The following is a 25,179-nucleotide window of genomic DNA, read 5'->3' on the forward strand; positions in this document are numbered from 1 at the left end:
ATCAAAATGAAATCACAAATAGTAACATTTTTAATAAAGTGTCCAGATCAAAAAGGTTTGGTTGCAAAAATCACTAATTTTTTTTACGACAAAGGATTTAACATTGTAAGCTGCCAGCAGTATGTGAATGCAATTGAAGACACGTACTTTATGAGAGTTCGTCTGAATGCAGACGGGACTGATATTTCAAAGGTATCTTTAGAAAAAAGCTTCTTAGAATTGGCAACGCCTTTAGATTTTGACTGGTCCGTAAATTATGGAGATAAAAAGCAAAATGTGGCAATTATGGTTTCTCATACAAGTCATAATTTGTACGATTTATTAGAGCGTTCAAAAGAAGGGCGTTTAGACTGTAATGTGAAAGTGATTTTGAGTAATCACGACAAGCTCAGACCGATTGCCAAAATGTTTAACATTCCTTTTCATTACTTGCCAGTGACTAAAGATGGCAAAGAAGTGCAAGAGAAACAAGTAATGGATGTATTAGACGCCAACGAAATAGACCTGGTTGTTATGGCACGTTATATGCAGATCCTATCGTCAAATTTTATCAATAGATATCCAGAAAGAATCATTAATATCCATCATTCATTTTTACCTGCTTTTCAGGGAGCAAATCCGTATAAGAAGGCATACGAAAGAGGCGTGAAGCTGATAGGAGCTACAGCACATTATGCGACATTGGATTTGGATGAAGGTCCAATTATTGAGCAAGATGTGAAACCAGTAACACATGAAAGTACACCAACAACGTTAAAAATAATTGGTGCAGACATCGAGAAATTAGTGTTGGCAAGAGCTGTAAAATGTCATTTAAATTATCAAATTATAGTTTCTGGAAATAGAGCCATTGTTTTTCCTGAAGCTGGAGAGTAAGTGCACGGCTAATTTGCATTTTTAAGTATGATTTTATCCGAGAGATTTATCTGTAGAAGCATTCAATTTTTATTACTATGAAAATAATCTGTATTGGGCGCAATTACGCAAAGCATATCGCCGAATTAGAAAACGAGAGACCAGAAAGTCCCGTTGTTTTTTTAAAGCCAGATTCTGCAATACTGCCGAAAAAAAATCCGTTTTTTATCCCACCCTTTTCTAATGACGTGCATTATGAAGTAGAGGTTTTAGTTAAGATAAACAAAGTAGGAAAGCACATCGCAGAAAAATTTTCACATAAATATTACGACGAAATCGGGTTGGGAATTGATTTTACTGCAAGAGATGTGCAGAAAGAATGTAAGGAGAAAGGGTTGCCCTGGGAAAAAGCAAAAGCATTTGATGGCAGTGCCGTTATTGGTGCGTTTTATCCAAAAGAACAATTTGATTTAGAACATTTAAGTTTTCAATTATACAAGAACAATACTTTGGTGCAAGACGGAAATACCGAGGTAATGCTTTGGAAGATAGATGCGTTAATTGCCTATGTATCTCAATATTTTACTTTAAAAAAAGGCGATATTATATTTACAGGAACTCCGGCAGGCGTTGGGAAAGTTGTCGAAAATGACGAGTTAAAAGGAGTTATTTCCGATAAAGAGGCTTTTAATATCAGAGTTAAATAAATTTAGAGTGGCTTACAGTCAATAAAATCGGTGAAGTTTAAGATTCAAAAAAAATATGAAAGCAGAAATAATAACGATTGGAGATGAGATTTTGATAGGGCAGATTATAGATTCAAACTCTCAGTGGATTGGTAAACAGCTGAATAAAATTGGAGTTTCCATCTATCAAATTTCTTCGATACAAGACGATAAACAGCATATTTTAAATGCTTTAAAAGAAGCTCAAGAAAGAGTAGACATTGTAATTATTACGGGGGGTTTAGGGCCTACCAAAGATGACATTACTAAAAAGACAATTGCAACCTTTTTTGAAGACGGTCAAGTTATCGAATATCCAGAAGTTGTTGCGCATATTAAAAGTCTTTTTAAGAAGATAAATCACCCTTTCAAAGAGGTGCAACGCGCACAGGCACAACTGCCGTCAAAAGCAACGTTATTGATGAATAATTTCGGAACTGCGCCGGGGATGTGGTTTTATGAAAACAAAACAGTTTTCGTATCGCTACCCGGAGTTCCTTACGAAATGAAAGGGTTAATTCAGCAAGAGGTTTTACCAAGAATTCAACAGCAATTTAAATTGCCTTTTATAATTCATAAAACGATTATGACTTATGGACAAGGCGAAAGTACGATTGCCGAAAGAATTGAATCCGTAGAGAGCAATTTACCAGCATTTATAAAATTGGCATATTTGCCTTCTTTTGGGAGAGTTCGTTTGCGTTTGTCTGCCAAGGGCGCTTACAAAGAGCAATTAGAAAAAGCAATTGACAAGGAAGTGGCCGCAGTCTATAAATTAATTCCAGAAATTATCACTGGGATTGATGATGATGCCTCTTTAGAAAAGAAAATTGGAGAGGTACTCACAAAAAGTAAAAAGACTGTTGCGACAGCAGAAAGTTTAACAGGCGGTAAAATAGCTGCAACTTTAGTCGCTATTGCGGGTTCTTCCGCTTATTACAGAGGAAGTATTGTTGCGTATTCAGCAGAAATGAAAGTGAAATTACTAGGGGTCTCTGAAGAAACTATCAAAAAATACTCTGTAGTTAGTAAAGAGGTTGCTTTAGAAATGGCCAGAGGAGTCAAAGAGAAGTTGCAAACTAATTATGCGATTGCGGTCACTGGAAATGCGGGTCCCACAAAAGACAATACAGATAAAAGTGTGGGCGTGGTGTATATTGCTTTGATCACTGATGAAAAGGAATGGGTGCAAGAATTTGATTTTGGGCAACCGAGAGAAAAGACGATCAATAAGACCGTTAGCAAGTCCTTGGAAATATTACACAAAGAAATTCTTTAAAAATTTTTCAATTTGTTTTGTTCAATATTGTAATTATGTGTAGATTTGCACCTCGTTTAGAGATAACACTATAAATACTGTCGAAAAGATGTCTAGAGTTTGTGAATTAACAGGTAAAAAAGCAATGGTTGGAAACAATGTTTCTAAGGCTTTGAATAGAACAAAGAGAAAGTTTGACGCTAATCTAATGACCAAGCGTTTTTTCATTCCAGAAGAAGATAAATGGATTACTTTAAAGGTATCTGCATCTGCTTTAAAAAATATTAACAAGAAAGGAGTCTCTGCAGTTATAAAGGAAGCAAGAGCTAACGGATTCTTAACTAAATAAGGGCGTACAGCTTAAAATTATACAGAGATGGCAAAAAAAGGAAATAGAGTTCAGGTAATATTAGAATGTACAGAACACAAAGCAACTGGTAAGCCAGGAACTTCAAGATATATTACTACCAAGAACAAAAAAAACAGTCCTGATAGAATGGAGATTAAGAAATTTAACTCGATTCTAAATAAAGTAACTGTTCATAAAGAAATTAAATAATTATAACATCTAGAACTCCGAACAGAGCACATAGATTAAAAACATTAAGACCATGGCAAAGAAAACAGTAGCATCTTTACAGACAACTTCAAAGAGATTAAGTAAAGCTATAAAAATGGTGAAGTCTCCAAAATCAGGAGCTTATACTTTTGTAGAAGCAATTATGCAACCAGAAAAAGTAGATGCATTTTTAGCAAAAAAGTAATTTTTACTTTACAAAATATTTAAACTATTTTCTGTTTTCAGAAAGTAGTTTTTTTTTGTGCCTTATTATTGCGTATTTTTGTTTTACTTTAAGGGATGTTGAGATACCTAGTAGCGAGTGCACTGCAGGCTTTTTACGCTCGTTACAGTAACAGAAAAGCGTATTAATGATACTTACATCTTAAAAAAAAGTTTGGAACTACTTGGATATAAAAAAACATTCAAGTAGTCAGTTGGCGTAATTATACAAATACTATGTTTTTAATATTTTAAAAAAGTAGCACAAATAGAAAGATGAGTTTTTTAAAAAAAATATTTTCCAAAGAAAAAAAAGAAACTTTAGACAAGGGTTTAGAAAAAACAAAAGCTAACTTTTTCGATAAATTATCGAAAGCAGTAGCTGGAAAATCAACGGTGGATGCTGCCGTTCTAGATAATTTAGAAGAAGTTTTAGTGGCTTCTGATGTTGGAGTTAAAACCACCCTAAAAATTATCAAAAGAATAGAGGAACGGGTGGCAAAAGATAAATATTTAGGTACCGACGAATTAAATGCGCTGCTAAAAGAAGAAATATCAGGATTGCTATCAGAAACAAACCTTGAGAACGAAACTGAGTTTACAATTCCTGCAAATAAGAAACCATATGTAGTCATGGTAGTGGGGGTAAATGGTGTTGGTAAAACAACAACGATTGGTAAGTTGGCAAGTCAGTTTAAAAAACAGGGATTAAAAGTGGTTTTAGGCGCTGCAGACACGTTTCGAGCTGCCGCTATAGATCAGTTGCAAATCTGGGCAGACAGAACTGATGTGCCCATTGTGCGCCAAGAAATGGGATCAGATCCAGCTTCCGTCGCCTTTGACACTTTAACTTCTGCGGTAAAACAAGATGCAGATGTTGTGATTATAGATACTGCTGGACGTTTGCATAACAAGGTGAATTTAATGAACGAATTGACCAAGATTAAACGCGTGATGCAAAAAGTGGTTGTAGACGCTCCGCATGAAGTATTGTTAGTTTTAGACGGTTCTACAGGTCAGAATGCATTTGAGCAGGCCAAACACTTTACATTGGCAACAGAGGTTACTTCTTTGGCGGTTACAAAGTTAGATGGCACTGCAAAGGGTGGTGTTGTAATTGGTATTTCAGATCAGTTCAAAATTCCAGTAAAGTACATTGGAGTGGGAGAAGGGATTGATGATTTACAGGTTTTTAATAAAGATGAATTTGTTGCCTCTTTTTTTAGGTAAAAAAGTACAGTAAACATGTATAGAGGCTTCTTTTGACGGATGTCATCCTTTAAAGATACTCCGCACAATTTTGCCTGATTTTGACAACAGTATAGATTGACTCTTAGAAGTGTAACTCTTGCTAAAAGTAATTTTAGTTGAGACTTGTGAGGTAGTTGGTACTTGTTATCAGAGACCATGAAGGTTGTTGATAGTATGTACTTAAATAGTGTTCCAATTAGCGGTCTTTTATTTTTGGTGTATATAATGTAGTATCTTACCAACTATAAGCTACACATATGAAAAAACTATTTTACTTTTCCTTTCTAATTTCAGTATTTATCAGTTGTCAAAAGACAAAAGGGCCACAATTGCCGGTAGTTTTTAAAAAATACTCCGAGTCTGCTGTATTGCAAAAACAACAAAATCACGAGAACAAAAGAATGCAATTTAAATTGTTTCAGTCTAAATATATAGACATGAATGCAGTTTTTAAGCCCTTTGAAAGAGAATTGTCTTATTTTTCTGAGGAACAGTACGCGGCATTAAAACCTTTAATTTTGGAGCAAGACATTCCTACGCTTCAAAAGCATGTGATCGCGGGTAGACTTTCTTACGAAAAATTAACTTTATTTTATTTATACAGGATACGCAAATTCGAGAGTGACTCTTTAAAGTCTTTGAACAGTATAATTAGTTTAAATCCAACTATTTTAGACCAAGCAAGAGCGCGGGATAAAAATAAAAAAGAAAACACTGAGTTTACAGTGTATGGCATGCCGATTTTATTGAAAGATAATATCAATACGAGAGATATGGCAACAACTGCGGGTGCAATTGTGCTGGCAGAAAATAAAGACACGAAAGATGCATTTATTGTTCAGAAATTGCGTGAAAAAGGGGCACTAATATTAGGAAAAGCAAATTTAAGTGAATGGGCATATTTCTTTTGTAGCGGTTGTCCGTTAGGGTATTCTGCCATCGGAGGGCAAACATTAAATCCGTATGGAAGAGGGGTTTTTGAAACTGGAGGGAGCTCTGCGGGAAGTGGTGTTACTATTGCTGCAAATTTTGCAGTAGCCGCCGTGGGAACAGAAACATCGGGATCTATCACATCTCCGTCAAGCCTAAATTCAATAGTAGGATTGAAACCTACAATTGGCGTTTTAAGCCGAACGGGTATTGTACCGATCTCATCGACTTTGGATACACCTGGACCGATGACCAAAAATGTAATAGACAATGCTATTTTTATGAATGCTATGCGAGGTTTTGATAGACGTGATACTGCATCCAAGAAAATAGACCAAGATTATTTTCAAAATGGTTTCAACACCAATTTTAAAGGGATCAGGTTAGGGGTACTAAAATCGCTATTGTCAGACTCTATTTATCGCACAACGGTTGCGAAATTAAAAAAAGAAGGAGTCGTAATCGTAGAAATTACACCTCCAGAAATTTCTTTTGAAGGGTTTACAACGCTATTAAACATCGATATGAAGCACGACTTACCTTCCTATTTGTCAGAAAATGCAGCTAAAAATATTTCAGTAAAATCCGTTGCAGATGTCGTACTTTTTAATTCTCAAGATTCTATTTTAAGAGCACCCTATGGGCAGCAGTTGTTTGATGGGATAGTAGCAGACAATACTACATTGGAAGAATTGGAACTTATAAAAGCCAATCTTATGCAAGAAGGTAAAAAGTACTTACACGCTTTAAAGGATGAAAAAATAGATGCCATACTATCCATTAATAATTATCATTCAGGAATTGCTGCAGTGGCAAAACACCCCACATTAACAGTTCCAATGGGGTACCGAAAATCTGGAGAACCCGTAAGTTTAACGTTTGTTGGAACGCCTTTTTCTGAAAGGAGATTGCTGGAAATAGGCTATATATTTGAGCAATTGACAAAAGTTAGAAAGTTGCCTAAAAACTATCAATAGAAAGAATAGCAATCGTTTAAAAAGCACTATTTTTGCAATTCTAGAACAAAAACAGAAAGCAGACGGCCTCAATCCGGCGTCAGTAGATCAAAAATACAAATATGCGTACAAAAACTATCAAAAAAAATAAGATCAACGTTGTTACTTTAGGGTGCTCTAAAAATATTTACGACAGTGAAGTGTTAATGGGACAATTGAAGGCCAATGGTAAAAACGTGGTGCATGAAGACCCCGAAGATGATGGAAATATTGTAGTAATTAATACGTGTGGATTTATTGGAAAAGCAAAAGAAGAAAGTATCGATACGATACTACACTATGCAAAAAGAAAAGAAGCGGGCGAAATTGATAAAGTATTTGTTTCTGGTTGCTTAAGTGAACGCTATAAGCCAGATTTAGAAAAAGAAATTCCAAATGTAGATCAGTATTTTGGAACACATGATTTGCCTAATTTATTAAAGGTTTTAGAAGCAGATTATAAGCATGAGTTAATTGGTGAGCGTCTCACAACGACACCAAAACATTATGCTTATTTAAAAATAGCAGAAGGTTGTGATAGACCTTGTTCATTTTGTGCAATTCCTTTAATGAGAGGGAAACATGTTTCTACTCCTATTGAAGACATCGTTACAGAAGCTACAAAATTAGCAGAAAAAGGAATCAAAGAGGTCATGCTAATCGCACAAGATCTTACCTATTACGGTTTAGATATCTACAAAAAAAGAGCTTTGGCTGAGTTGTTAGAAGCTTTGGCTAGAGTAGATGGAATTGAATGGATCCGGATGCACTATGCATTTCCAACAGGTTTTCCTATGGATGTTTTAGAGGTAATGAAGCGGGAGCCGAAAGTGTGTAATTATTTAGACATTCCGTTACAACACATAAACACCGAGCTTTTAAAGTCGATGAAACGCGGCACAACGCACGAAAAGACGACTGCACTTATTCACAAATTTAGAACAGCAGTGCCTAAAATGGCCATTCGAACAACTTTAATTGTTGGGTATCCTGGTGAGACAGAAGTGATGTTTCAAGAATTAAAAGATTGGGTAGAAGAAATGCGTTTCGAACGTTTGGGTGCTTTTGAATATTCACACGAAGAGAATACTGGGGCTTATGTTTTAGAAGACGATGTGCCTGCAGAAGTAAAGTTTAAGAGGGTGAATGAAATTATGGAGCTGCAGTCTCAAATTTCTTGGGAATTGAATCAAGCCAAAATAGGAAAGACTTTTAGATGCTTGTTTGACAGAAAAGACGGAGAGTATTTTTATGGAAGAACAGAATCAGATTCACCAGATGTAGACAATGATGTTTTAGTAGATGCTCGAGAACATTACGTGAAAATTGGAGAATTTATTGACATTAAAATTCATGAAGCTGGAGACTATGATTTATATGGAACACCGGTTAAACAACAAGAAAGACCGACTTCTTTAAATCAAAAGAAAAAGTAGCTTTGAATACAATAAAATAAAAAAACCGCTCAATTGGGCGGTTTTTTTATTTTGAAATACAATAGGTTTTTAGAACAAACCATTTATTTGAGCATCTATTCTACCTATAATATATCCCAGATCTTCAGGATTAGAAACAAAATCTAAGTTGTCTACATCAATTATTAGTAGTTTTCCTTTACTGTAATTAGAAACCCATGCTTCGTAACGTTCATTTAATCGACTTAGGTAATCGATGGAAATAGAATTTTCGTATTCTCTTCCTCGTTTGTGAATCTGACCAACAAGTGTAGAAATATCTGCTCGAAGGTAAATCAATAAGTCTGGTGGCCTTACCAAATTTTCCATAAGATCAAATAAAGAGCTATAATTACTGTAATCTCTATTGGTCATTAATCCCATAGCGTGCAAGTTAGGGGCAAAGATATGGGCATCTTCATAAATGGTTCTGTCTTGAATAATATTGTCACCGGATTCTCTTAAGGCTACGATTTGTCTAAACCTACTATTTAAAAAATAAACTTGTAAATTGAATGACCAACGTGCCATTTCTGTATAGAAGTCGTCTAAATAGGGGTTTTCATCCACGGATTCGTAATGTGGCTTCCATTTGTAATGTTTGGCTAAAAGTTTAGTTAGCGTAGTTTTACCAGCGCCAATATTTCCTGCAATTGCTACGTGCATGTGTAAGTCTGTATAAGGTTAAAAGGGAAGTATAAAGGTACATAAAATTTATAATTTGAAATATAATTAACAAATCAATTTATATCCAAAACCACGAATGTTTATAATTTGAATATTTAGATCTCTTCTTAATTTTTTTCGCAATTTAGAAATGAAGACATCCATACTTCTTGCATTAAAAAAATCAGCACTTCCCCACAGTTTATTTAAGATGAGAGTTCTATCTAAAACTTGATTCTTTTTCTCAAAAAGAGAAAATAGTAATTGAGATTCTCTGTGTGTTAATTGTTGCTCCTCTCCAGAAAAAGTGAGCGTTTGTTTAATGACATTGAAAGAATATTTACCAATTTTAATATTTTCGGTATTGGTTTTTAATAAAGTCCGGTCTAACAGTGCGTTCATTCGAACAATTAGCTCCTCTATAGAGAAAGGTTTTTTCAAATAGTCATTACCACCGAATTTAAAGCCTTCTAAAACATCTTTTGTTTGAGATTTTGCGGTGAGAAAAATAATGGGAATGCTTTTATTTTCTTCTCTTATTTCTTTGGCGAGGGTAAAACCGTCTTTAATCGGCATCATTATGTCTAATACTAAGATATTAGGTTTTTCCTTTTGGTAAATTGCGAGTGCCTCTTGGCCATTTTTTGCTAGAAATACAACGAAATTTCGGGACTCTAAACTCTCTTTTACAATCATTCCCAAACTTGCTTCGTCTTCTGCTAAGAGCACTTTTATATTATTCATTTGGCAAATTTATTTTGAAGATAGTATTGTTTTTTACAGATGAAACGGATAAAGTGCCTTCGTGTTTTTCTATGATTTTTTTGCTGTAGTACAATCCAATTCCGAATCCTTTTACATCATGTGTATTGCCCTTAGGTACTCTGTAAAACTTTTCAAAAATCTTTTCTTGTTGGTGTTTCTCAATTCCATAGCCGGTATCTTTAACAACTATTTCAGTCTTATTTAATATGGAATGGACAGTAATTTTTATCTGATTACCACCGTATTTAACAGCATTATCTATTAGATTTGAAAGCGCATTTTCAAAGTGAAAATTATCGATATTTATGTAAACAGGTTGTACGTTAAAGATCAAAGAAATTTCCTTTTCAGCATTCAAAAATTGATATTTTACAACAAGTTTTTTAATGGTTTCTATAATGTTGATGGTTTCTTTATTTAAAATTAACTGTTGGCTATCTAAAGTTGCAGTTTCTAATAATTTTTCTACCATTTGATGCAGTTTTTTTAGCTGAACAGAGGACATGGAAAGGTATTTTTTTGTTTTTTCTTTATTTTCTAAAGCATTGAAATTTTCCAATGCTTCAATTGCGGAGGAAACCGTGGCAATCGGAGTTTTAAACTCATGGGTAATATTACTAATTAAATCGTTCTTTATAGCTGCCAGTTCTGTTTGCTGTCGGATAATTTTGAGCAAATAAAACATACAAGAAATGATTAAAAAAAAGAGGAGTAGTGACAAGGAAATACCTGCACCCCCCCTTTTCAAGGCCTCAAAGTTTGAGTTTTGATATTTCAATATAAGTATTTCTCCTTTTTTTATATAGGTGGATCTTGCAGCAATATTCTTTGTATTTGTTACAGAAAGCAAAGAATCTTTTGAACTATAGAATAGGGTATCACTTTTAAAATGTTGAAAAATAAAGGATACAGGAAGCTTTTTTTTGTCAAATTGATTTTTAATTAAAGAATCTAGTTCCCTATAATTTATAAAATTGGAGCTCACTGATAAAAAGATGGGTTTTAAATTTTTAATCAACCGAAGGCTATCTGCAGATTTCTTCCCTTTAAAGTATTTAATTGAGGGCTGTTGCTTGTCAGATTTTTGCAGCGTTTCCTTTGTATGTTTGAGGCCATTTTTTATAATAAGTTCCGTTTCTTGTGCATCTTTTTCATCATCTGTAGTAAACGATATATCAGTGATTTCAAATGTTGGCTTTGTTGTTGAAGTATCTTTCTTTACAAGTGATTTCAATTTTTGAAACGTCTTAGAATATTTAAAAATAGAATCAAAACGGATGCTTGAGTATTTGCTTGAGTTTCCTTCTGTTTGATTGAATTCTACAATGGTTGTAAATTCTTCTTTTGCTAATATTGCATAATATTCTTCTAAAGCAGTGTCTAAACTTAATTGAATTTCATTGGTTACTTGTCTTTTATTTTCTTCGTAGTTTTTGTAATTCCAATAAAATTGAATGCCAAGCGTTGCCACAATTGTTATGGCTATAAAGTATAAGAGCCAATGTGTCTTTTTTTCAAACATGTTTCAAATATAACTGCTAAAAAGCAAAAAAGGAATGGGTTAACACTTATTAACATTCGTTAACTTTAATTGGCGAATACTTGTGTCATTTTTGTAACAACTTAAAACCAATGAACATGCCAAAAATTATCCTTTTCATTTGCATCTTTTTGTCTTCCTTTATTTTTTCTCAGGAAATAAAACACAGCAATAATTATATGAATATCAATGCACTTAGTTTTAGTGTAGATTCATTACAAGAATTAGGAACCATTCAATGGAGGGATGTGAAAGAAGCTTTTCAGGAGAACAATCCTGAAAGTGAAATTTCTTTGGAAATTAAAGTAAAAAATAAGGAGGTGCTATTCAAAAATAAATTAAAATATTCTTACAGTCTAAAAGTACAAGGAAAAGCAAGAGAAATTGATAGTTTAGTTTCTAGAATGAGAAAGGCACTTAAATTATTGAAAAAGGTAACTAAAAACCTAAAGAATGAAGATTAAATTACATGTTGTGGTTTTTGTCCTGTGTTCACATTTTGTTAAGGCGCAAAATTTTCATGGAAAAGCAGTTTATAAAACTAGCAGAAAGAGTTCTTTCAAAATTTCTTTCGAGAAGGAAACGGGTATTGACAATAAAATGCAAGAAGAACTGCAAAAACGTTTTCAAAAAATGAATCAAAAGACTTTTGTACTAGAATTTTCCAAGTATACTTCAACATACAAGCAAAACGCGGTTTTGGATGTTCCTAACTCGCAAGTAGGAAAAAATAAGGCGATGGTTTTTTCTTTTGATGGTGCTGGTTCTAATGATATTTATTACAAAAATATTCAAGAGAATAGGTTCGCTAATCAAACAGGAATTCAAGGAAAACGTTTTTTAGTAAAGGATAAATTAGAAGATTTTAAATGGGAATTATCATCAGAAACTAAAAATATTGGCATCTATACTTGTTACAAAGCTACGTTTAGTAAAAAGGTAGAAGATAGCAGCGTAACCATAAAAAAGGGTAGCAGTGTTGAAGATAAAAAGAAGGAAATAATCAGCACTACGGTATGGTATACGACACAAATACCTGTTCGTAATGGTCCTAAAAATTACCAGGGTTTACCAGGTTTGATATTAGAAGTTAACGATGGTAGGAATAGGATTGCTTGCATAGAAATTATTCTAAACCCTATGGATATAGTTAGCATTCAAGAGCCTGAAAAAGGCAAAGTTGTTTCTAAAAAAAAGTATGTCAAAATACAAGAACAAAAAGCCCAAGAAATAATGGATCATATGAAAGGTAGAAACGGTTTGGATATGGGAAATGATTTAAATGTTAAATTTGGTGGCTAACTTATTTTGTTTATTTATTTCTTTTTTTGTTAAACTTTTAAGGTTTTTTTAAGTTTAAACTAGAAACATTAACATTATTTTTGACGTAAACAATAAAAAAAGTTATGAGATCACTTTATACAGTTCTATTAATACTCATTGTAGCAACTTCTTTTGCACAAAATAATTTTCAAGGTAAAGCTACTTATATGTCTAAGACAAGTATGGACATGAGTAGATTTGGGAAGATGAGTGAACAGCAGAAAAAAGAGAGAATGGCACGTATGAAAAGTTTTTTAGAAAAGACATATACATTGACATTTAACAAAACAGCATCTAGCTTTAAAGAGGAAGTGAAGCTGGCAGCTCCTGGATCTTCTGGACCAAGTTGGGGAAGAAGTAATGGGCAGGGTTCCATTTACAAAAACACCAAAGAAAGTAAGATGATAGAAGATGTAGAGCAGTTTAGCAAACGTTTTTTAGTCATTGAAGACATGGCACAGTTCCAGTGGGAAATGGGCGTGGAAACAAAGAAAATAGGACAATATATCTGCTATAAAGCAACGCTTGTAAAAGAGGATACCACCATCGATTGGGGAGGTATTTTTAGTAGTAGTGCTAAAAAGAAAGATAGTACGAATTCCAAAGAGGCAATTCCAGCCAAAAAGATGTTGACAGTTATCGCTTGGTATACCCCTCAAATTCCAGTGAGTACTGGACCAGATACCTATTACGGTTTACCTGGATTAATCTTAGAAATAAATGCGGGTAGAACAACGATGTTGTGCGTTGAAGTTGCTATTAATTCAAAAGAATTATTAGAAATAGAGGCTCCAAGCAAAGGAAAAGAAGTTTCTAGAGAAGAATATAATGAGATTGTGAAAACAAAAACAGAGGAATTAAAAGAACGTTTTCAAAGCAGACGAAATCGAGGAGGACGAAGAAATTAATTAGAATATTTTTAGTTGTTTAAAATATAAATATGAAAAAAATACTATTTATTGCTGTCTTTATGACAGCTGCAGTCGCATCCGCACAGATTGAATATACTGGAATTGTAAAAGATTCAGTTGGCAATCCTTTAGAAATGGCAAATGTCATTGCCATAGATACGGTGGCTAAAAAAATTGCATCGTATGGTTTTACAGATTCAAAAGGGAACTTTAAATTAGAGTTGAATAGGAATACTACATATAATGTTAAAATTAGTTACATTGGCTTTAAAGAAATTAGTGCTTTTGTAAAAACAAATACATCAAATAAGCGCGAGAACTTCGCGATGTATGAAGATAATATGTTAGCGGGCATAGAAATAATTTCTAAAATGCCCATTACGATTAGTGGAGATACCATTATTTACAATGCTGATTCTTTTAAAAATGGTTCTGAGAGAAAATTAGAAGATGTTCTTAAGAAGTTACCAGGAGTAGAAATTAATGCCGCAGGCCAGATTGAAGTTGAAGGCAAAGCGGTTGAAAAGATATTGATAGATGGAAAAGAATTTTTTAGTGGAGATACAAAACTGGCGACCAAAAATATTCCCTCAAGCGCAGTGGATAAAATTCAAATCTTAAGAAATTATTCAAATGTTAGTCAACTAAGTGGTGTTCAGAATAACCAAGACCGGGTGGCAATAAATATTAAATTAAAAGAAGGTAAAAAGAATTTTTGGTTCGGGGATATAACCCTAGGGGCAGGAAATTCGACCGATACAGAATTGTATTTGTTTCAACCGAAATTATTTTACTACACGCCAAAGTTTACTCTAAACGTAATAGGGGATGTAAATAATATTGGGGATGTTGTGTTGAGTAGAAGAGATTTAAGAAGTTTTGGAGGAAATTTCCAAAGTCAGAGTCCCTCAAATGGTACGAATATTAGTATTGCAGACGGAGGAATCGGTTTTTTAAATGCAAATGCAAGAAATGCAAATAAGATAGAAACAAAATTATCGGCTTTTAACTACAGTTATTCTCCAAATAAAAAATTAGATTTGAGTGGTTTTTTAATTTGGTCAGGTAACACCAATGGTCAAAAAAGCAACAATACAATCAACTATAATGACATTGATGCTGAAGATGATTTTGTTCAGAATACTACCGACCAGACAAGCAATACCGGTTTATTTCGCTTTAGTACTGTGTATAAGAAAGATTTTAACAATCAATTAAATTATGATGTTACCGGTCGTTTTTCTAATGAATTTAGAGAAGATGCTGTAAACTCCAGAGTTTTGGGAGCAATTTCAGAAAGAGAAGGTGCAACACCCTTTAAAATAAATCAGAATTTAAGTTATTTTTATACTTTAGGAGAGAAAAGTATTTTTGCGCTGGAAGTGCAGCATTTACTGCAGGACGAAGATCCTTTTTATATCGCTTCTTTAGAAAACGATCCTTCGAACAACGAAGCTGAAGACAATGATGGATTTGACGATGCAGCAGCAACGTTAGGATTAAATAGGTCCAACCCTTTTTATAACTTACAACAAGACAGAAAGATACAGTCAAATCAGTTAGACGCAAAGCTTGATTACTATTATATTTTGAATCAAAAAAGCAACTTGAACTTTGTTGCTGGAACCATTCGAAGCACTCAAAATTTTGATTCCCGTTTCTTTCAACTTTTAGACAACGGTGATGAATTTAATCCAAACCCAACAATTGCAGGGATTTCTGATCCCAAAACAACAAATGATACCAACTATAATTTTACAGACATTTATGGAGGACTGCGGTATCGGGTAAAAAGTGGAATTTTTACATTTACTCCGGGGTTTACCATGCATTCGTATATGACAAACAATACGCAATACGGAGGTTTAGAATATTTAGAATCAAACTTTACGCAACTACTGCCAGAGTTCGAAGTAATTGCTCAATTTAAAAGGAGTCAAAGTTTAACCATGACTTACAAACAAGAGGTTAATTTTATAGACGTAAATAAAATTGCTAGGGGAATCGTTGCCAATAGTTATAATTCTTTTTTTGCGGGAAATTTTGACCTAAACAATGCAAGTTTTCACAACGTTGCACTCAGGTACTCTAGCTTCAATTTATTCAATGCAAGCAATGTATTTGCCAGAGTGAGCTATCGAAAAACGATAGATCAGGTGGTAAATAATTTTAATTTTATTCGAAATTCTGTAGTGGCTACCACTACAAGTTTAAATTCACCGGAGGACAATGAAACATTTTCAGCTTTTGGTAGAGTAGGGAAAACAATTAAAAAGATAAAAATGTCTCTTGGGGGAAGCTTTAATTACAATAAGAATTATAGATTTAGAGGTGCTGGTGGTATTGAAAATAAAATTTACAATCAAAATTTCAATACAAGTATTGGAACAAATTTCACAAAAGCACCCAATGTTAGTTTAAGATACAATGTGAGCTTTACCAATCAGCAAGATGCTTCTCTTCCTATTGATATCAAAAGTATTGTGCATGCTCCTTCGATAAATTTTGATGCGTACGTTTGGGACTCCTTAACAATAACTTCAGATTTTTCATTCAACGAAGTAAGGCAGAATGGAAGTGTTCAAAATTCATATAAAATATGGGATGCAAAATTAGCATATCGAAAAGACAGAGACGCGAAATGGGAATATGAGTTGGTAGGAAGTAATTTACTAGCAACGGGTTCCAGAGCTTCTGTGAATCAGAGTAATATTTCTTTCAATATAAATGAAACTTTTATTTTACCAAGATTTGTAAGTCTTAGAGTAAGATACCAATTATAAGTGTCAAATTTTTTTAGTTGAAAAATGGCTCAATTTATATTGAGTCATTTTTATTTTCTTTCTTATTTTAGCAGCATGAGTTTGTTAGCATCAAAATCTCCGCTATTCGCAGCTTTTAAAAGTCTCGGATTGCTCTTTTTGTTTATAATTTTCGGATTGTTTTTAGATAGCACTTGGATGGTGGCGATTACTGATAGTGCACAGACTTATGCCAATATTAGTATGGTGGTCGGTTTTTTGATTACTTTTTATTGTATCCACCAGCGTATAAGAGAGCAAATGATATATGCGGTGATTATTGCTGTACTTGGAGAGTATTTATTTTCGATGTTTTTAGGAATGTACACTTATCGTTTAGAGAATATTCCACATTATATTCCTTTAGGACACGCGCTAGTATATGTTGGCGTTTTATACTTCTCAAAAGCCAGTTCTATCGTTAAAAATAAAACTAGCTTGGAGTATATATTTACAGCTTTCATTCTTGTGTATGCATCTTTTTTCTTATTATTAAAGACGGATGTTTTTGGTTTTGCGATGACTGTAATAACACTCGTAATTCTTCGCAGGAGACCAAGAGAACGTTTGTTTTACTTAACAATGTACCTTACAGTAGCGTATTTAGAAATTATAGGAACAAGCTATGGTTGCTGGTGGTGGCCAACAAAAGCTTGGGATGTGATTCCCTTTTTGCCAAGTCACAATCCTCCGAGTGGTATTAGCCTTTTCTATTTTGCGTTGGACTTGGGTACTTTGTGGCTGTACAAAAAAAGGCATCCGGTCGCATGGTTAAGAATGAAAGAAATTAGAAAAATAAAGAGTTCGATTTGTTAGTTAAATGTATAAGTGCGGTATTTATTGAATTATAAACAGAAGAATGGCATGTCTATAAATGTAGTTTCAGTATCAAAAAAGTATACAACAGAGAACGTATTGGATTCGGTTTCTTTTGCTGCACAGAAAGGTCAAATTATAGGTTTTTTAGGTCCAAACGGTGCTGGAAAGTCTACAATGATGAAAATTTTAACAGGGTATCTTAAACCCGATTCAGGGGCTGTTTTTGTAGATGAAATAGACGTATTGAAAGATTCATTAGAAGCGCAGCGTATTCTTGGGTATTTACCAGAGCACAATCCATTATATGAAGAGATGTATGTGAGAGAATACTTGCAATTTCAAGCCACCATTTATAAGGTTGAAAAAGAACAAATAGAAAAGTGTATTGCACAAGTTGGTCTAGTAGGAGAAGCCCATAAAAAAATAAATGAACTCTCTAAGGGCTTTCAGCAAAGAGTTGGTTTGGCAGCAGCGATTTTACACAACCCTACAGTTTTAATATTAGATGAGCCAACAACAGGTTTAGATCCAAATCAATTGGTCGCGATACGAGCGTTGATTAAAATGTTGGGAAAAGACAAAACAATATTGCTTTCTACGCACGTCATGCAGGAAGTAGAGGCTGTTTGTGATCGTGTAATTATTATAAAAAAAGGAAGGATTGTTCTAGATAAAAAACTTCTAGAATTGCAACAGAATGCAACTCAAGTAATAGAAGTAATTTTCAATGTTCCAATTGATGCGCAGGTGTTTTCTGTATTTAAAAAGTTGAATTCAGTTATAAATACAGTAGGCAATACCTGGAAGCTTACTTTTGATAACCAGGAAGATATGCGTTCAGAAGTATTTGATTTGGCCCAGGTAAATGGATTTAAAATACTTAGTTTACAGACACATCGGAAAAATTTAGAAACCTTATTTAGAGAAATTACACAATAGGTTGTGTTGCAATGCTCTTCTATTTATTTTTGGATTCTGATTCCGCAATTAGCATTAAATATTCATATGCCTCAAACAAGGTAGGAAATACGTGGTGACTTCCTGCTTTTTTCAATTCTTCGTCAGTATACTGAGTGGCAATACCAATAGGAATCATTCCTGCAGATTTAGCAGCAGTGGTTCCTGTTAAGCTATCTTCAAAAACCCAAATATTTTTAAAATCTTCAGGTTCAAAGCCCAAAGCTTCGGCCAACGTAATATAGGCCTCTGGAGCTGGTTTTGGTTTTACATAGTCTTGTACACCAAAAACAGTAGTAAAGTTTAAATTTAAGTGATGCACACTATTTTTTAAAAACTGCTTTGTTGCGTTGCTTGCAATTCCGTAAGGGAATGTATGCAGTGATAAATAGGTTGTGAACTCGTGTACGCCAGGAAGTAATTTAGGAACTTTAAAATAACGATCGAGATGGATATCTTTTAGTTCGTACAATTCTTTAGTCCGTTTTTCTTCTCCTATTACAGAACAATAGTACTCAGCAATAACCATGGGAGATTTTCCAGCATGACTTCTGGGAAACGGCGCAATCTGCTGCTGAAAAAGTTCTTTGAAAGCCGACTCCCATGCGGAGCCGTGGCTTTCAGAACTATCAACAATTACACCATCAAAATCAAATAAGAATCCTTTTGGATGCATGGTCTCTTTATTTTTCGTTAAAAATCTTTGCTAAGTACGGGTTTAAGAATTTATTGGTTGGATCCAATTCTTTTCTTAAAACTTTAAAATCTTCCCACTTACTATAGATTTTGGTAAGTTCAGCATCTTTTGCAGCAAAACGTTTTCCCCAATGAGGTTTTCCTCCGTACTTTAAAAATACTTTTTCAATACTTTTAAAAGCTTCGTATGTATCTGCAGTAGCTGCATTTCTTGAAACACAACCCATGGTTACCATATCTTCACTGTGTGCATAACTCAACCAAGAAGAATCCTTCTGTATGAAACGCACATCCATTGGTATGTGGATAAAAGACTTGTTTGACCATTTATTGATTTCTGCTTTCAGTTCTTCAAATACTTCGGGAAACTTATCCAAACCGATTGTCCATTCTGATAATTCTATCGTGGATCCTCTAGATTTTGTTACTGTTGCCTGATATAAAGATCCTTTGTGCTCTTTTTTTGAACTAAAGAAAGCTTTGAATAAAATCTTGTTTGCAATGGCAGTCATCCAAGGATATACATGCGAGTATTTATATAACACTTTCGAAGCGGTTCTTCGATGTTTTAAATATTTAGGACCAAGGTTTTCTGTAATTTCAGCATCAGGATCTATTTTGTCTCCAATAATTACGTATCCGTTGTCTGTATGGGGTAGCCATAAGATTCTTAGGAAATCGTGTTTTTTCAGGCGTTCTGAAATTTTTGGCAACCATTCAGAATCGTTCTCTGGGCCTTCTTTTACATGCAATGTGTATATTGGCTCACATTTAAATGTGATTTCAGAAAGCACACCAAGAACTCCCAAGGATACACGAACTGCATCTATTAATGGATCTTCTGCGGTTATTCTTTTCAGTGTTCCATCTGCGAACACGATGCTGCATTCTGTCACATATTCTGAAAGTAATTTTCCGCTTGTTCCGTGTGTACCTGTTGCCAATGCCCCTCCAAGGGTAATGGTATTGATATCTGGTAAACATGGAATACACCAACCTTTCGATTCGATCGCCTCAAGTAAATCTCCTAAAATCACTCCTGACTGCGCTGTAATTGTCATTGCATCGTCATCATACGAAAGTATCTTATTATAGGTGGTCATATCTACTAAAGTTTCTACACCCGAAGCAATATCCGCTGAGGATTGCTTAGTTCCAAAAAACTTTATTTTTTCTGACTCCTTTACTACTTTTTGCAGATCTCGTTCGGATGTGATTTTGTAAAGTGTTTTGTAATTGTACTTTATATTATCATTCCAACTTTGCCAAACACCACTTTTTTCTTTTATCATGTATCTTATTAAATTGACTACAAAAATAAGTCTATTGTACTTTTTTCAGATGTAAATTTTTCCATACGTTCTTAATTAGAATCAGTTTAAGTTAAAGTGGATTTCTTTTTATTTAACTTATTTTTTAGATTTCAACAGAATATATATATTTTCACAAAACGTATATTCCATGCAAAATTAAGAAATAATATATTTTAAGGCAGAAAAAACGGCATTAATTTCAAATTGTCTGAAGTATTTGTTTCGCCGACGACACTTTTGTCGCTCTTTAATTTTATTTTTGAATCAAATTATTTAAAAGATGAAAAACAAGAGCAAACTTTTAATTTTAAAGGTGGAGTTTGAATCGGTTTTTGCCCTTTCTAAAACAAAACTATTAAATATTCTTTCAGAAAATCACATTGGCGTACCTCAAAGAACCTTAGAAAGATATTTAATAGATTTAATTGATTCTTTTCTTATAGAATTTTCAAAGGATAAAAAGGTTGCATTCGAAAAAAATTAATTTGAAGTTCTTTTTAAACGCTACCGTGCAGACAATTGATAGTTTCGCATTATTTTGGGAAACGAAAATTGTATAAAATTCCTCATTTTTATAAAACATAAGAAAGTATAGAAGGAAAAGCAGTAATAAGTATCTATAAAAAGAGAAAGAGTTAAAAGAAATAACGGTTGTTTTTTCTGGAAGGAAAAATATCTTCTCTGATTTAGAAAATCACGAAAACTTAAATTGGGTTGAAAAATTAAAAGTCTTTAATGCCTAATTTTTTAATTTCAGCCTCACAAATTTTTAAATTTGTGAGGCTGAAAAGCAGTACTATTAATTTAATTTGTACACAATTTGCTGATTTTCTAAGGTTGATAACAGCTCACTCGTAATGTGAACTTTTGTATTTCTACTTGGTAAATTCACCTCGAGTTTTTCTTTTTCATCCCAAATGGTAAAATTTAATGCTTGTTTTCCAAGTTTATTCTTTAGGATAGATTCTAAATTTAAAATAGTATCCTCTTTGATTTGATGCAGCGGAAGTTGAATGGTTACTTTTTTGCAAAGTTCGTCCATAATGTCGTGTAACAATTTCATTTCTATAAACTTTAAGCGAGGCTCGCCAACAACCCCCTCTTTACTCGTCCAGCCCGGTTGAATGGTTGCTCGGATAAACAAAAATTGGTTGGGCACTAAAAAGTGTTGCATTCTAAGATAGTCTTCTCCAAAAATCCTGAACTCGTTGCTGTCACCGTAATCTTCTGCAGTAAACATTGCCCATCCTTTCCCTGCTTTAGACACTCGATGTTGTACATCGGTAATAATTCCCGCAAAGGCCATGTTTAAATTTATAAATTTAGAAAGATCTGCCTTGAAATATTTTAAGGAAGCGTTGCAAAATTTCAATTCATTTTTAAAGTCATCCAGAGGATGTGCAGAAATATAGATGCCAATAACTTCTTTTTCTTGTGAGAGTAGTTCCATCGTTCCCCAAGTATCACATTCGGGAATGTCAGGCTCTGGAAACTGCACGGAAGAAGCTTCCCCAAACATAGAAACTTGGGCGGAGTTCTCGTTTTCTTGGTATTTGCTTCCGTATTTCATTGCACGCTCTAAAAAGGTCAATCCTTTTTCATCGGTGTGAAAATATTGTGCTCTGTGTGTATCCTCAAATGAATCAAAAGCACCTGCTTTTACCAAGCTATCAAAAGATTTTTTATTTGCCGCACGCAAATCCACACGTTTTGCCAAATCGAAAATAGAAGTGTAGTTTCCGTGTTCTTCCCGTTCTTTAATAATGGCTCTTACCGCTCCAGCACCCACACCTTTTACAGCCGCCATACCAAAGCGCACAGCACCCTCATCGTTTACAGAAAATTTTAGAAAGGATTCATTTAAATCTGGACCGAAAACAGGCAATTCCATGCGTTTGCATTCTTCCATAAAGAAGGAAACGGATTTGATATCGTTCATGTTATTCGAAAGTACAGAAGCCATATATTCTGCTGGATAGTGCGCTTTTAAATAGGCAGTTTGATAAGCAATCCATGCATAACAGGTAGAGTGAGATTTGTTAAAAGCATAACTTGCAAAAGCTTCCCAATCTTTCCAAATTTTTTCTAATTTTTCTGCATCGTGCCCTTTTTCAGAAGCTTGTTCTAAAAACTTAGGTTTCATTTTATTTAAGACTGCAATTTGTTTTTTACCCATTGCCTTTCTCAAAACATCCGCCTCCCCTTTTGTAAAATCTGCTAGTTTTTGAGAGAGTAGCATTACTTGTTCTTGGTATACTGTAATGCCGTAGGTTTCTGCCAAATATTCTTCCATTGCAGGCAGATCGTATGCGATATCTTCAGTACCGTGTTTTCTATTAATAAAAGAAGGAATGTATTCCATCGGCCCAGGTCTGTAGAGCGCATTCATGGCAATTAAATCCGCAAAAACAGTAGGCTTTAAAGACCGCATGTGCTTTTGCATTCCTGGCGATTCATATTGAAAAATACCAACGGTCTCTCCACGTTGAAAGAGCTCGTATGTTTTTACATCGTCAAGCGGAAAACTGTCTGGGTCGAGATCTACATTATGTCTCGCTTTCACAATTTTAACGGTATCTTTAATTAAGGTCAGTGTTTTTAATCCCAAGAAATCCATTTTTAACAAACCTGCAGATTCTACTACAGAATTGTCAAATTGTGTCACATACATGTCGGAATCTTTTGCCAAAGCAACTGGAACATAGTTGGTAATATCTCCTGGTGTAATAATAACCCCACAGGCATGGATCCCCGTATTCCGGACAGATCCTTCCAGCATGGTTGCTTTGTTGATGGTTTCTGAGACCAAGTCATTTCCAAAAGACATGCTTCGGAGTTCTTCAACCAATTGTTTCTCTTCTGATCTTAAACCTGCTACTTTGCCTTTACTTTTAGGATCGTCTCCAAAAATATTTTTTAGTTTTATTAAGGGAATCAGCTTTGCGATTCTATCTGCCTCAAAAAGAGGTAAATCTAAAACTCTAGCAGTATCTCTAATGGAAGACTTGGCAGCCATGGTGCCATAAGTAATTATTTGGGCAACTTGATTAGCGCCATATTTATTAATCACATAATCCATTACGCGACCGCGACCTTCGTCATCAAAATCAATGTCGATATCGGGCATAGAAACACGTTCTGGATTCAGGAAACGCTCAAAAAGTAAATCGTATTTGATGGGGTCAATATTCGTAATCCACAAGCAGTAGGCAACTACAGAACCCGCTGCAGAACCACGCCCAGGACCTACAGCCACATCCATGTTTCTTGCTTCGCGAATGAAATCCTCTACAATTAAAAAATAACCAGGATATCCTGTTTTTTCAATTACAGACAGCTCAAAATCCAAACGCTCTTTGATGGACGCTGTAATGTCGCCATACCTTTTTTCAGCGCCTACAAAAGTTAAGTGTTTTAAAAAGTTATTTTCTCCACGTTTTCCTTTGTCGCTCTCATCTGCGATATCTTTAAATTCATCAGGAATGTCAAAAGCAGGCAACAAGACATCTCTGGCAAGCGTATAAATTTCAATTTTGTCTACAATTTCTTGAATGTTGCTGATTGCTTCTGGCAAATCGGCAAAAAGCGTTTTCATTTCCTCTGAAGACTTAAAGTAATACTCTTGGTTTGGCAAGCCGTATCGGTAACCTCTCCCTTTTCCAATTGGGGTTGCTTGTTTTTCACCCTCTTTTACACACAATAAAATATCATGTGCATTTGCATCTTTTTTCTCTAAATAAAAGGTATTGTTTGTTGCAATAACTTTAATATTGTGTTTTTTTGAAAAGGTAAGCAAAGTTTCATTTACAATTTTTTCATCTTGTTGATCGTGACGCATCAACTCAATATACAAATCGTCTTTAAATTCTTCTTTCCACCAGATTAAGGCTTCTTCTGCTTGCTTTTCTCCAAGGTTTAAAATTTTACTAGGCACTTCTCCGTAAAGATTTCCAGTTAAAACAATAATATCCTCTTTGTACTTCTTAATAATTTCTCTATCGATTCTCGGAACATAATAAAAGCCATCTACAAAGGCAATGGAAGACATTTTCGCAAGATTATGGTACCCTCTTTTGTTTTTTGCAAGGAGTACTACCTGAAAACCATTGTCTTTTTGCGACTTGTTTTTATGATCTCCACAGACATTAAACTCACAACCTACAATGGGTTTCATTGGTGTTTTGGCCGTCTTGTTATGATTTAAAATGGCGCTGACGAAATGAAAGGCAGCCATCATATTGGCAGTATCTGTCATGGCAACTGCAGGCATGTTATCGTCAGCTGCAGCTTTTACAATTTGACCAATTTCCATGGTAGACTGCAAAACAGAATATTGTGTATGGTTGTGTAAATGCGAAAACTGTACATTTTCTAATTCTACAAGTCCATCAGAAGTAGATTTTGTACTTTCAGTATCTTTTAATTTATCAAGACGTTGTCGAATTTTATCACTTTCTTTCTTTAGATTGATATGCTTTAATCCAAGTACTTGAATTGGCTTTGGATTGGCTTCTGAGTACTTTTTAAAATAAGCTACATCCTCTTTTAATTGCTCTTTCGTAAATTCTCGAATCCGAATTAACTCCAAGAAACAACGAGTAGTTGCTTCGACATCGGCAGTTGCATTGTGAGCATCACCAAAACCAGCGCCAAATAAATGCTGGTGTAATTCGGTTAATGTGGGTAACTTAAATTTACCACCACGACCTCCAGGAATTTGACACATCAATGCCGTTTTCTCTGTACAAGTGTCGAGAATTGGAAGGGGAGTCATTTTATCTTCAACACCAAGTCTGTAGAACTCACAACCCATAATATTCAAGTCAAAATTCAAATTCTGACCAACAATAAAAGTTGTTTTACTTAGAACTTCATTAAAGAGCAGCAAGCCTTCTGCTAAAGAAATCCCTTGCTCTTCTGCCAGTTCGGTAGAAATGCCGTGAATCCTTTCTGCGTCATACGGAATGTTATATCCATCTGGTTTTATCAGAAAATCGTTGTGCTCTATGATATTTCCCATTTTATCATGCAGCTGCCATGCAATTTGAACACATCTTGGCCAATTCTCTGTATTGGTAATAGGAGCATTCCATGTTTTTGGCAATCCCGTAGTTTCTGTGTCAAAAATTAAGTACATAT

Annotated in this window: 22 protein-coding genes; 16 read left to right on the forward strand and 6 right to left on the reverse strand. The window is 34.4% G+C overall.

Features of this window, described 5'->3' with window-relative positions; translation table 11 throughout:
* Positions 1-6 precede the first annotated feature (6 nt).
* The 9 genes from purU (at position 7) to rimO (ending at position 8,231) form a co-directional block, all read left to right on the forward strand.
* Positions 7-876 (forward strand): formyltetrahydrofolate deformylase, encoded by an 870-nt coding sequence (gene purU / locus PI23P_RS08325; protein ID WP_004570362.1) that lies wholly within the window; start codon positions 7-9, stop codon positions 874-876.
* 77 nt (positions 877-953) lie between these two features.
* The gene (locus tag PI23P_RS08330; RefSeq protein WP_004570363.1) at positions 954-1,562 is read left to right on the forward strand and encodes a fumarylacetoacetate hydrolase family protein; all 609 of its coding nucleotides are present in this window, start codon (positions 954-956) and stop codon (positions 1,560-1,562) included.
* 55 nt (positions 1,563-1,617) lie between these two features.
* Complete coding sequence (locus PI23P_RS08335) at positions 1,618-2,859, forward strand: CinA family nicotinamide mononucleotide deamidase-related protein (RefSeq protein WP_004570364.1); 1,242 nt, start codon at positions 1,618-1,620, stop codon at positions 2,857-2,859.
* 88 nt (positions 2,860-2,947) lie between these two features.
* A complete protein-coding gene (rpmB, locus tag PI23P_RS08340) occupies positions 2,948-3,187 on the forward strand; it encodes a 50S ribosomal protein L28 (protein WP_004570365.1) in 240 nt (79 codons plus the stop codon).
* A gap of 27 nt (positions 3,188-3,214) precedes the next feature.
* Complete coding sequence (gene rpmG / locus PI23P_RS08345; RefSeq protein ID WP_004570366.1) at positions 3,215-3,397, forward strand: 50S ribosomal protein L33; 183 nt, start codon at positions 3,215-3,217, stop codon at positions 3,395-3,397.
* A gap of 52 nt (positions 3,398-3,449) precedes the next feature.
* Positions 3,450-3,602 (forward strand): DUF4295 domain-containing protein, encoded by a 153-nt coding sequence (locus tag PI23P_RS12405; protein WP_004570367.1) that lies wholly within the window; start codon positions 3,450-3,452, stop codon positions 3,600-3,602.
* Between the two features lie 293 nt (positions 3,603-3,895).
* A complete protein-coding gene (ftsY, locus tag PI23P_RS08350) occupies positions 3,896-4,849 on the forward strand; it encodes a signal recognition particle-docking protein FtsY (RefSeq protein WP_004570368.1) in 954 nt (317 codons plus the stop codon).
* A gap of 278 nt (positions 4,850-5,127) precedes the next feature.
* Entirely contained in the window at positions 5,128-6,777 is a 1,650-nt protein-coding gene (locus PI23P_RS08355) for an amidase family protein (protein ID WP_004570369.1), read from the forward strand.
* Between the two features lie 101 nt (positions 6,778-6,878).
* Positions 6,879-8,231: a 30S ribosomal protein S12 methylthiotransferase RimO gene (gene rimO, locus PI23P_RS08360; RefSeq protein WP_004570370.1), complete on the forward strand. Its 1,353-nt coding sequence runs from the start codon at positions 6,879-6,881 to the stop codon at positions 8,229-8,231.
* Positions 8,232-8,300: 69 nt separating this feature from the next.
* Here the strand turns inward: rimO and PI23P_RS08365 are convergent, their stop codons facing one another.
* From PI23P_RS08365 to PI23P_RS08375, 3 genes are all read right to left on the reverse strand, one after another.
* Complete coding sequence (locus PI23P_RS08365) at positions 8,301-8,915, reverse strand: deoxynucleoside kinase (RefSeq protein WP_004570371.1); 615 nt, start codon at positions 8,913-8,915, stop codon at positions 8,301-8,303.
* 66 nt (positions 8,916-8,981) lie between these two features.
* Complete coding sequence (locus PI23P_RS08370; protein WP_004570372.1) at positions 8,982-9,659, reverse strand: response regulator transcription factor; 678 nt, start codon at positions 9,657-9,659, stop codon at positions 8,982-8,984.
* Positions 9,652-11,202, reverse strand: coding sequence for a sensor histidine kinase (locus PI23P_RS08375; RefSeq protein WP_004570373.1), 1,551 nt, complete (start codon positions 11,200-11,202; stop codon positions 9,652-9,654). Before PI23P_RS08375 ends, PI23P_RS08370 begins: the two co-directional genes overlap by 8 nt.
* Before the next feature lie 116 nt (positions 11,203-11,318).
* Between PI23P_RS08375 and PI23P_RS08380 the strand changes: the two genes are divergently transcribed.
* The 6 genes from PI23P_RS08380 to gldA all read left to right on the forward strand — a co-directional run bounded on the left by PI23P_RS08380 (position 11,319) and on the right by gldA (position 18,013).
* The gene (locus PI23P_RS08380; protein ID WP_004570374.1) at positions 11,319-11,684 is read left to right on the forward strand and encodes a hypothetical protein; all 366 of its coding nucleotides are present in this window, start codon (positions 11,319-11,321) and stop codon (positions 11,682-11,684) included.
* A complete protein-coding gene (locus PI23P_RS08385; RefSeq protein ID WP_004570375.1) occupies positions 11,674-12,522 on the forward strand; it encodes a GLPGLI family protein in 849 nt (282 codons plus the stop codon). The genes PI23P_RS08380 and PI23P_RS08385 overlap by 11 nt, the downstream gene beginning before the upstream one ends.
* 104 nt (positions 12,523-12,626) lie before the next feature.
* Positions 12,627-13,451, forward strand: coding sequence for a GLPGLI family protein (locus PI23P_RS08390; protein ID WP_004570376.1), 825 nt, complete (start codon positions 12,627-12,629; stop codon positions 13,449-13,451).
* 32 nt (positions 13,452-13,483) lie between these two features.
* Positions 13,484-16,237, forward strand: a complete 2,754-nt coding sequence (locus PI23P_RS08395; RefSeq protein WP_004570377.1) for a TonB-dependent receptor — start codon at positions 13,484-13,486, stop codon at positions 16,235-16,237.
* Between the two features lie 24 nt (positions 16,238-16,261).
* Positions 16,262-17,071 (forward strand): hypothetical protein, encoded by an 810-nt coding sequence (locus PI23P_RS08400; protein ID WP_238300005.1) that lies wholly within the window; start codon positions 16,262-16,264, stop codon positions 17,069-17,071.
* Between the two features lie 48 nt (positions 17,072-17,119).
* Positions 17,120-18,013 carry a gliding motility-associated ABC transporter ATP-binding subunit GldA gene (gldA, locus tag PI23P_RS08405; RefSeq protein ID WP_026288363.1) on the forward strand — a complete coding sequence of 298 codons (894 nt, stop codon included), beginning with the start codon at positions 17,120-17,122 and terminating at the stop codon, positions 18,011-18,013.
* Positions 18,014-18,032: 19 nt separating this feature from the next.
* Here gldA and PI23P_RS08410 read toward each other — a convergent pair whose 3' ends face one another.
* A complete protein-coding gene (locus PI23P_RS08410) occupies positions 18,033-18,707 on the reverse strand; it encodes an HAD family hydrolase (RefSeq protein ID WP_004570380.1) in 675 nt (224 codons plus the stop codon).
* A gap of 7 nt (positions 18,708-18,714) precedes the next feature.
* On the reverse strand, positions 18,715-20,019 hold the full coding sequence (locus tag PI23P_RS08415; RefSeq protein ID WP_004570381.1) for a D-arabinono-1,4-lactone oxidase: 1,305 nt from the start codon (positions 20,017-20,019) through the stop codon (positions 18,715-18,717).
* 301 nt (positions 20,020-20,320) lie between these two features.
* Between PI23P_RS08415 and PI23P_RS08420 the strand changes: the two genes are divergently transcribed.
* The gene (locus tag PI23P_RS08420) at positions 20,321-20,524 is read left to right on the forward strand and encodes a hypothetical protein (protein WP_004570382.1); all 204 of its coding nucleotides are present in this window, start codon (positions 20,321-20,323) and stop codon (positions 20,522-20,524) included.
* 315 nt (positions 20,525-20,839) lie between these two features.
* Here the strand turns inward: PI23P_RS08420 and dnaE are convergent, their stop codons facing one another.
* Positions 20,840-25,177, reverse strand: coding sequence for a DNA polymerase III subunit alpha (dnaE, locus tag PI23P_RS08425; RefSeq protein WP_004570383.1), 4,338 nt, complete (start codon positions 25,175-25,177; stop codon positions 20,840-20,842).
* Between the last annotated feature and the right edge of the window lie 2 nt (positions 25,178-25,179).

The organism is Polaribacter irgensii 23-P, from assembly GCF_000153225.1.
Lineage (GTDB): Bacteria > Bacteroidota > Bacteroidia > Flavobacteriales > Flavobacteriaceae > Polaribacter > Polaribacter irgensii.

Excerpts from the sequence above, each read along its gene's own strand:
- purU (WP_004570362.1), top strand. The coding sequence starts at position 7 with ATGAAATCACAAATAGTAACATTTTTAATAAAGTGTCCAGATCAAAAA.
- PI23P_RS08395 (WP_004570377.1), top strand. The coding sequence starts at position 13,484 with ATGAAAAAAATACTATTTATTGCTGTCTTTATGACAGCTGCAGTCGCA.
- PI23P_RS08375 (WP_004570373.1), bottom strand. The coding sequence starts at position 11,202 with ATGTTTGAAAAAAAGACACATTGGCTCTTATACTTTATAGCCATAACA.
- PI23P_RS08355 (WP_004570369.1), top strand. The coding sequence starts at position 5,128 with ATGAAAAAACTATTTTACTTTTCCTTTCTAATTTCAGTATTTATCAGT.
- PI23P_RS08415 (WP_004570381.1), bottom strand. The coding sequence starts at position 20,019 with ATGATAAAAGAAAAAAGTGGTGTTTGGCAAAGTTGGAATGATAATATA.
- PI23P_RS08370 (WP_004570372.1), bottom strand. The coding sequence starts at position 9,659 with ATGAATAATATAAAAGTGCTCTTAGCAGAAGACGAAGCAAGTTTGGGA.
- ftsY (WP_004570368.1), top strand. The coding sequence starts at position 3,896 with ATGAGTTTTTTAAAAAAAATATTTTCCAAAGAAAAAAAAGAAACTTTA.
- PI23P_RS08390 (WP_004570376.1), top strand. The coding sequence starts at position 12,627 with ATGAGATCACTTTATACAGTTCTATTAATACTCATTGTAGCAACTTCT.
- dnaE (WP_004570383.1), bottom strand. The coding sequence starts at position 25,177 with ATGTACTTAATTTTTGACACAGAAACTACGGGATTGCCAAAAACATGG.
- PI23P_RS08380 (WP_004570374.1), top strand. The coding sequence starts at position 11,319 with ATGCCAAAAATTATCCTTTTCATTTGCATCTTTTTGTCTTCCTTTATT.
- PI23P_RS08385 (WP_004570375.1), top strand. The coding sequence starts at position 11,674 with ATGAAGATTAAATTACATGTTGTGGTTTTTGTCCTGTGTTCACATTTT.
- PI23P_RS12405 (WP_004570367.1), top strand. The coding sequence starts at position 3,450 with ATGGCAAAGAAAACAGTAGCATCTTTACAGACAACTTCAAAGAGATTA.
- rimO (WP_004570370.1), top strand. The coding sequence starts at position 6,879 with ATGCGTACAAAAACTATCAAAAAAAATAAGATCAACGTTGTTACTTTA.
- PI23P_RS08400 (WP_238300005.1), top strand. The coding sequence starts at position 16,262 with ATGGCTCAATTTATATTGAGTCATTTTTATTTTCTTTCTTATTTTAGC.
- rpmB (WP_004570365.1), top strand. The coding sequence starts at position 2,948 with ATGTCTAGAGTTTGTGAATTAACAGGTAAAAAAGCAATGGTTGGAAAC.
- gldA (WP_026288363.1), top strand. The coding sequence starts at position 17,120 with ATGTCTATAAATGTAGTTTCAGTATCAAAAAAGTATACAACAGAGAAC.
- rpmG (WP_004570366.1), top strand. The coding sequence starts at position 3,215 with ATGGCAAAAAAAGGAAATAGAGTTCAGGTAATATTAGAATGTACAGAA.
- PI23P_RS08335 (WP_004570364.1), top strand. The coding sequence starts at position 1,618 with ATGAAAGCAGAAATAATAACGATTGGAGATGAGATTTTGATAGGGCAG.
- PI23P_RS08330 (WP_004570363.1), top strand. The coding sequence starts at position 954 with ATGAAAATAATCTGTATTGGGCGCAATTACGCAAAGCATATCGCCGAA.
- PI23P_RS08420 (WP_004570382.1), top strand. The coding sequence starts at position 20,321 with ATGAAAAACAAGAGCAAACTTTTAATTTTAAAGGTGGAGTTTGAATCG.
- PI23P_RS08365 (WP_004570371.1), bottom strand. The coding sequence starts at position 8,915 with ATGCACGTAGCAATTGCAGGAAATATTGGCGCTGGTAAAACTACGCTA.
- PI23P_RS08410 (WP_004570380.1), bottom strand. The coding sequence starts at position 18,707 with ATGCATCCAAAAGGATTCTTATTTGATTTTGATGGTGTAATTGTTGAT.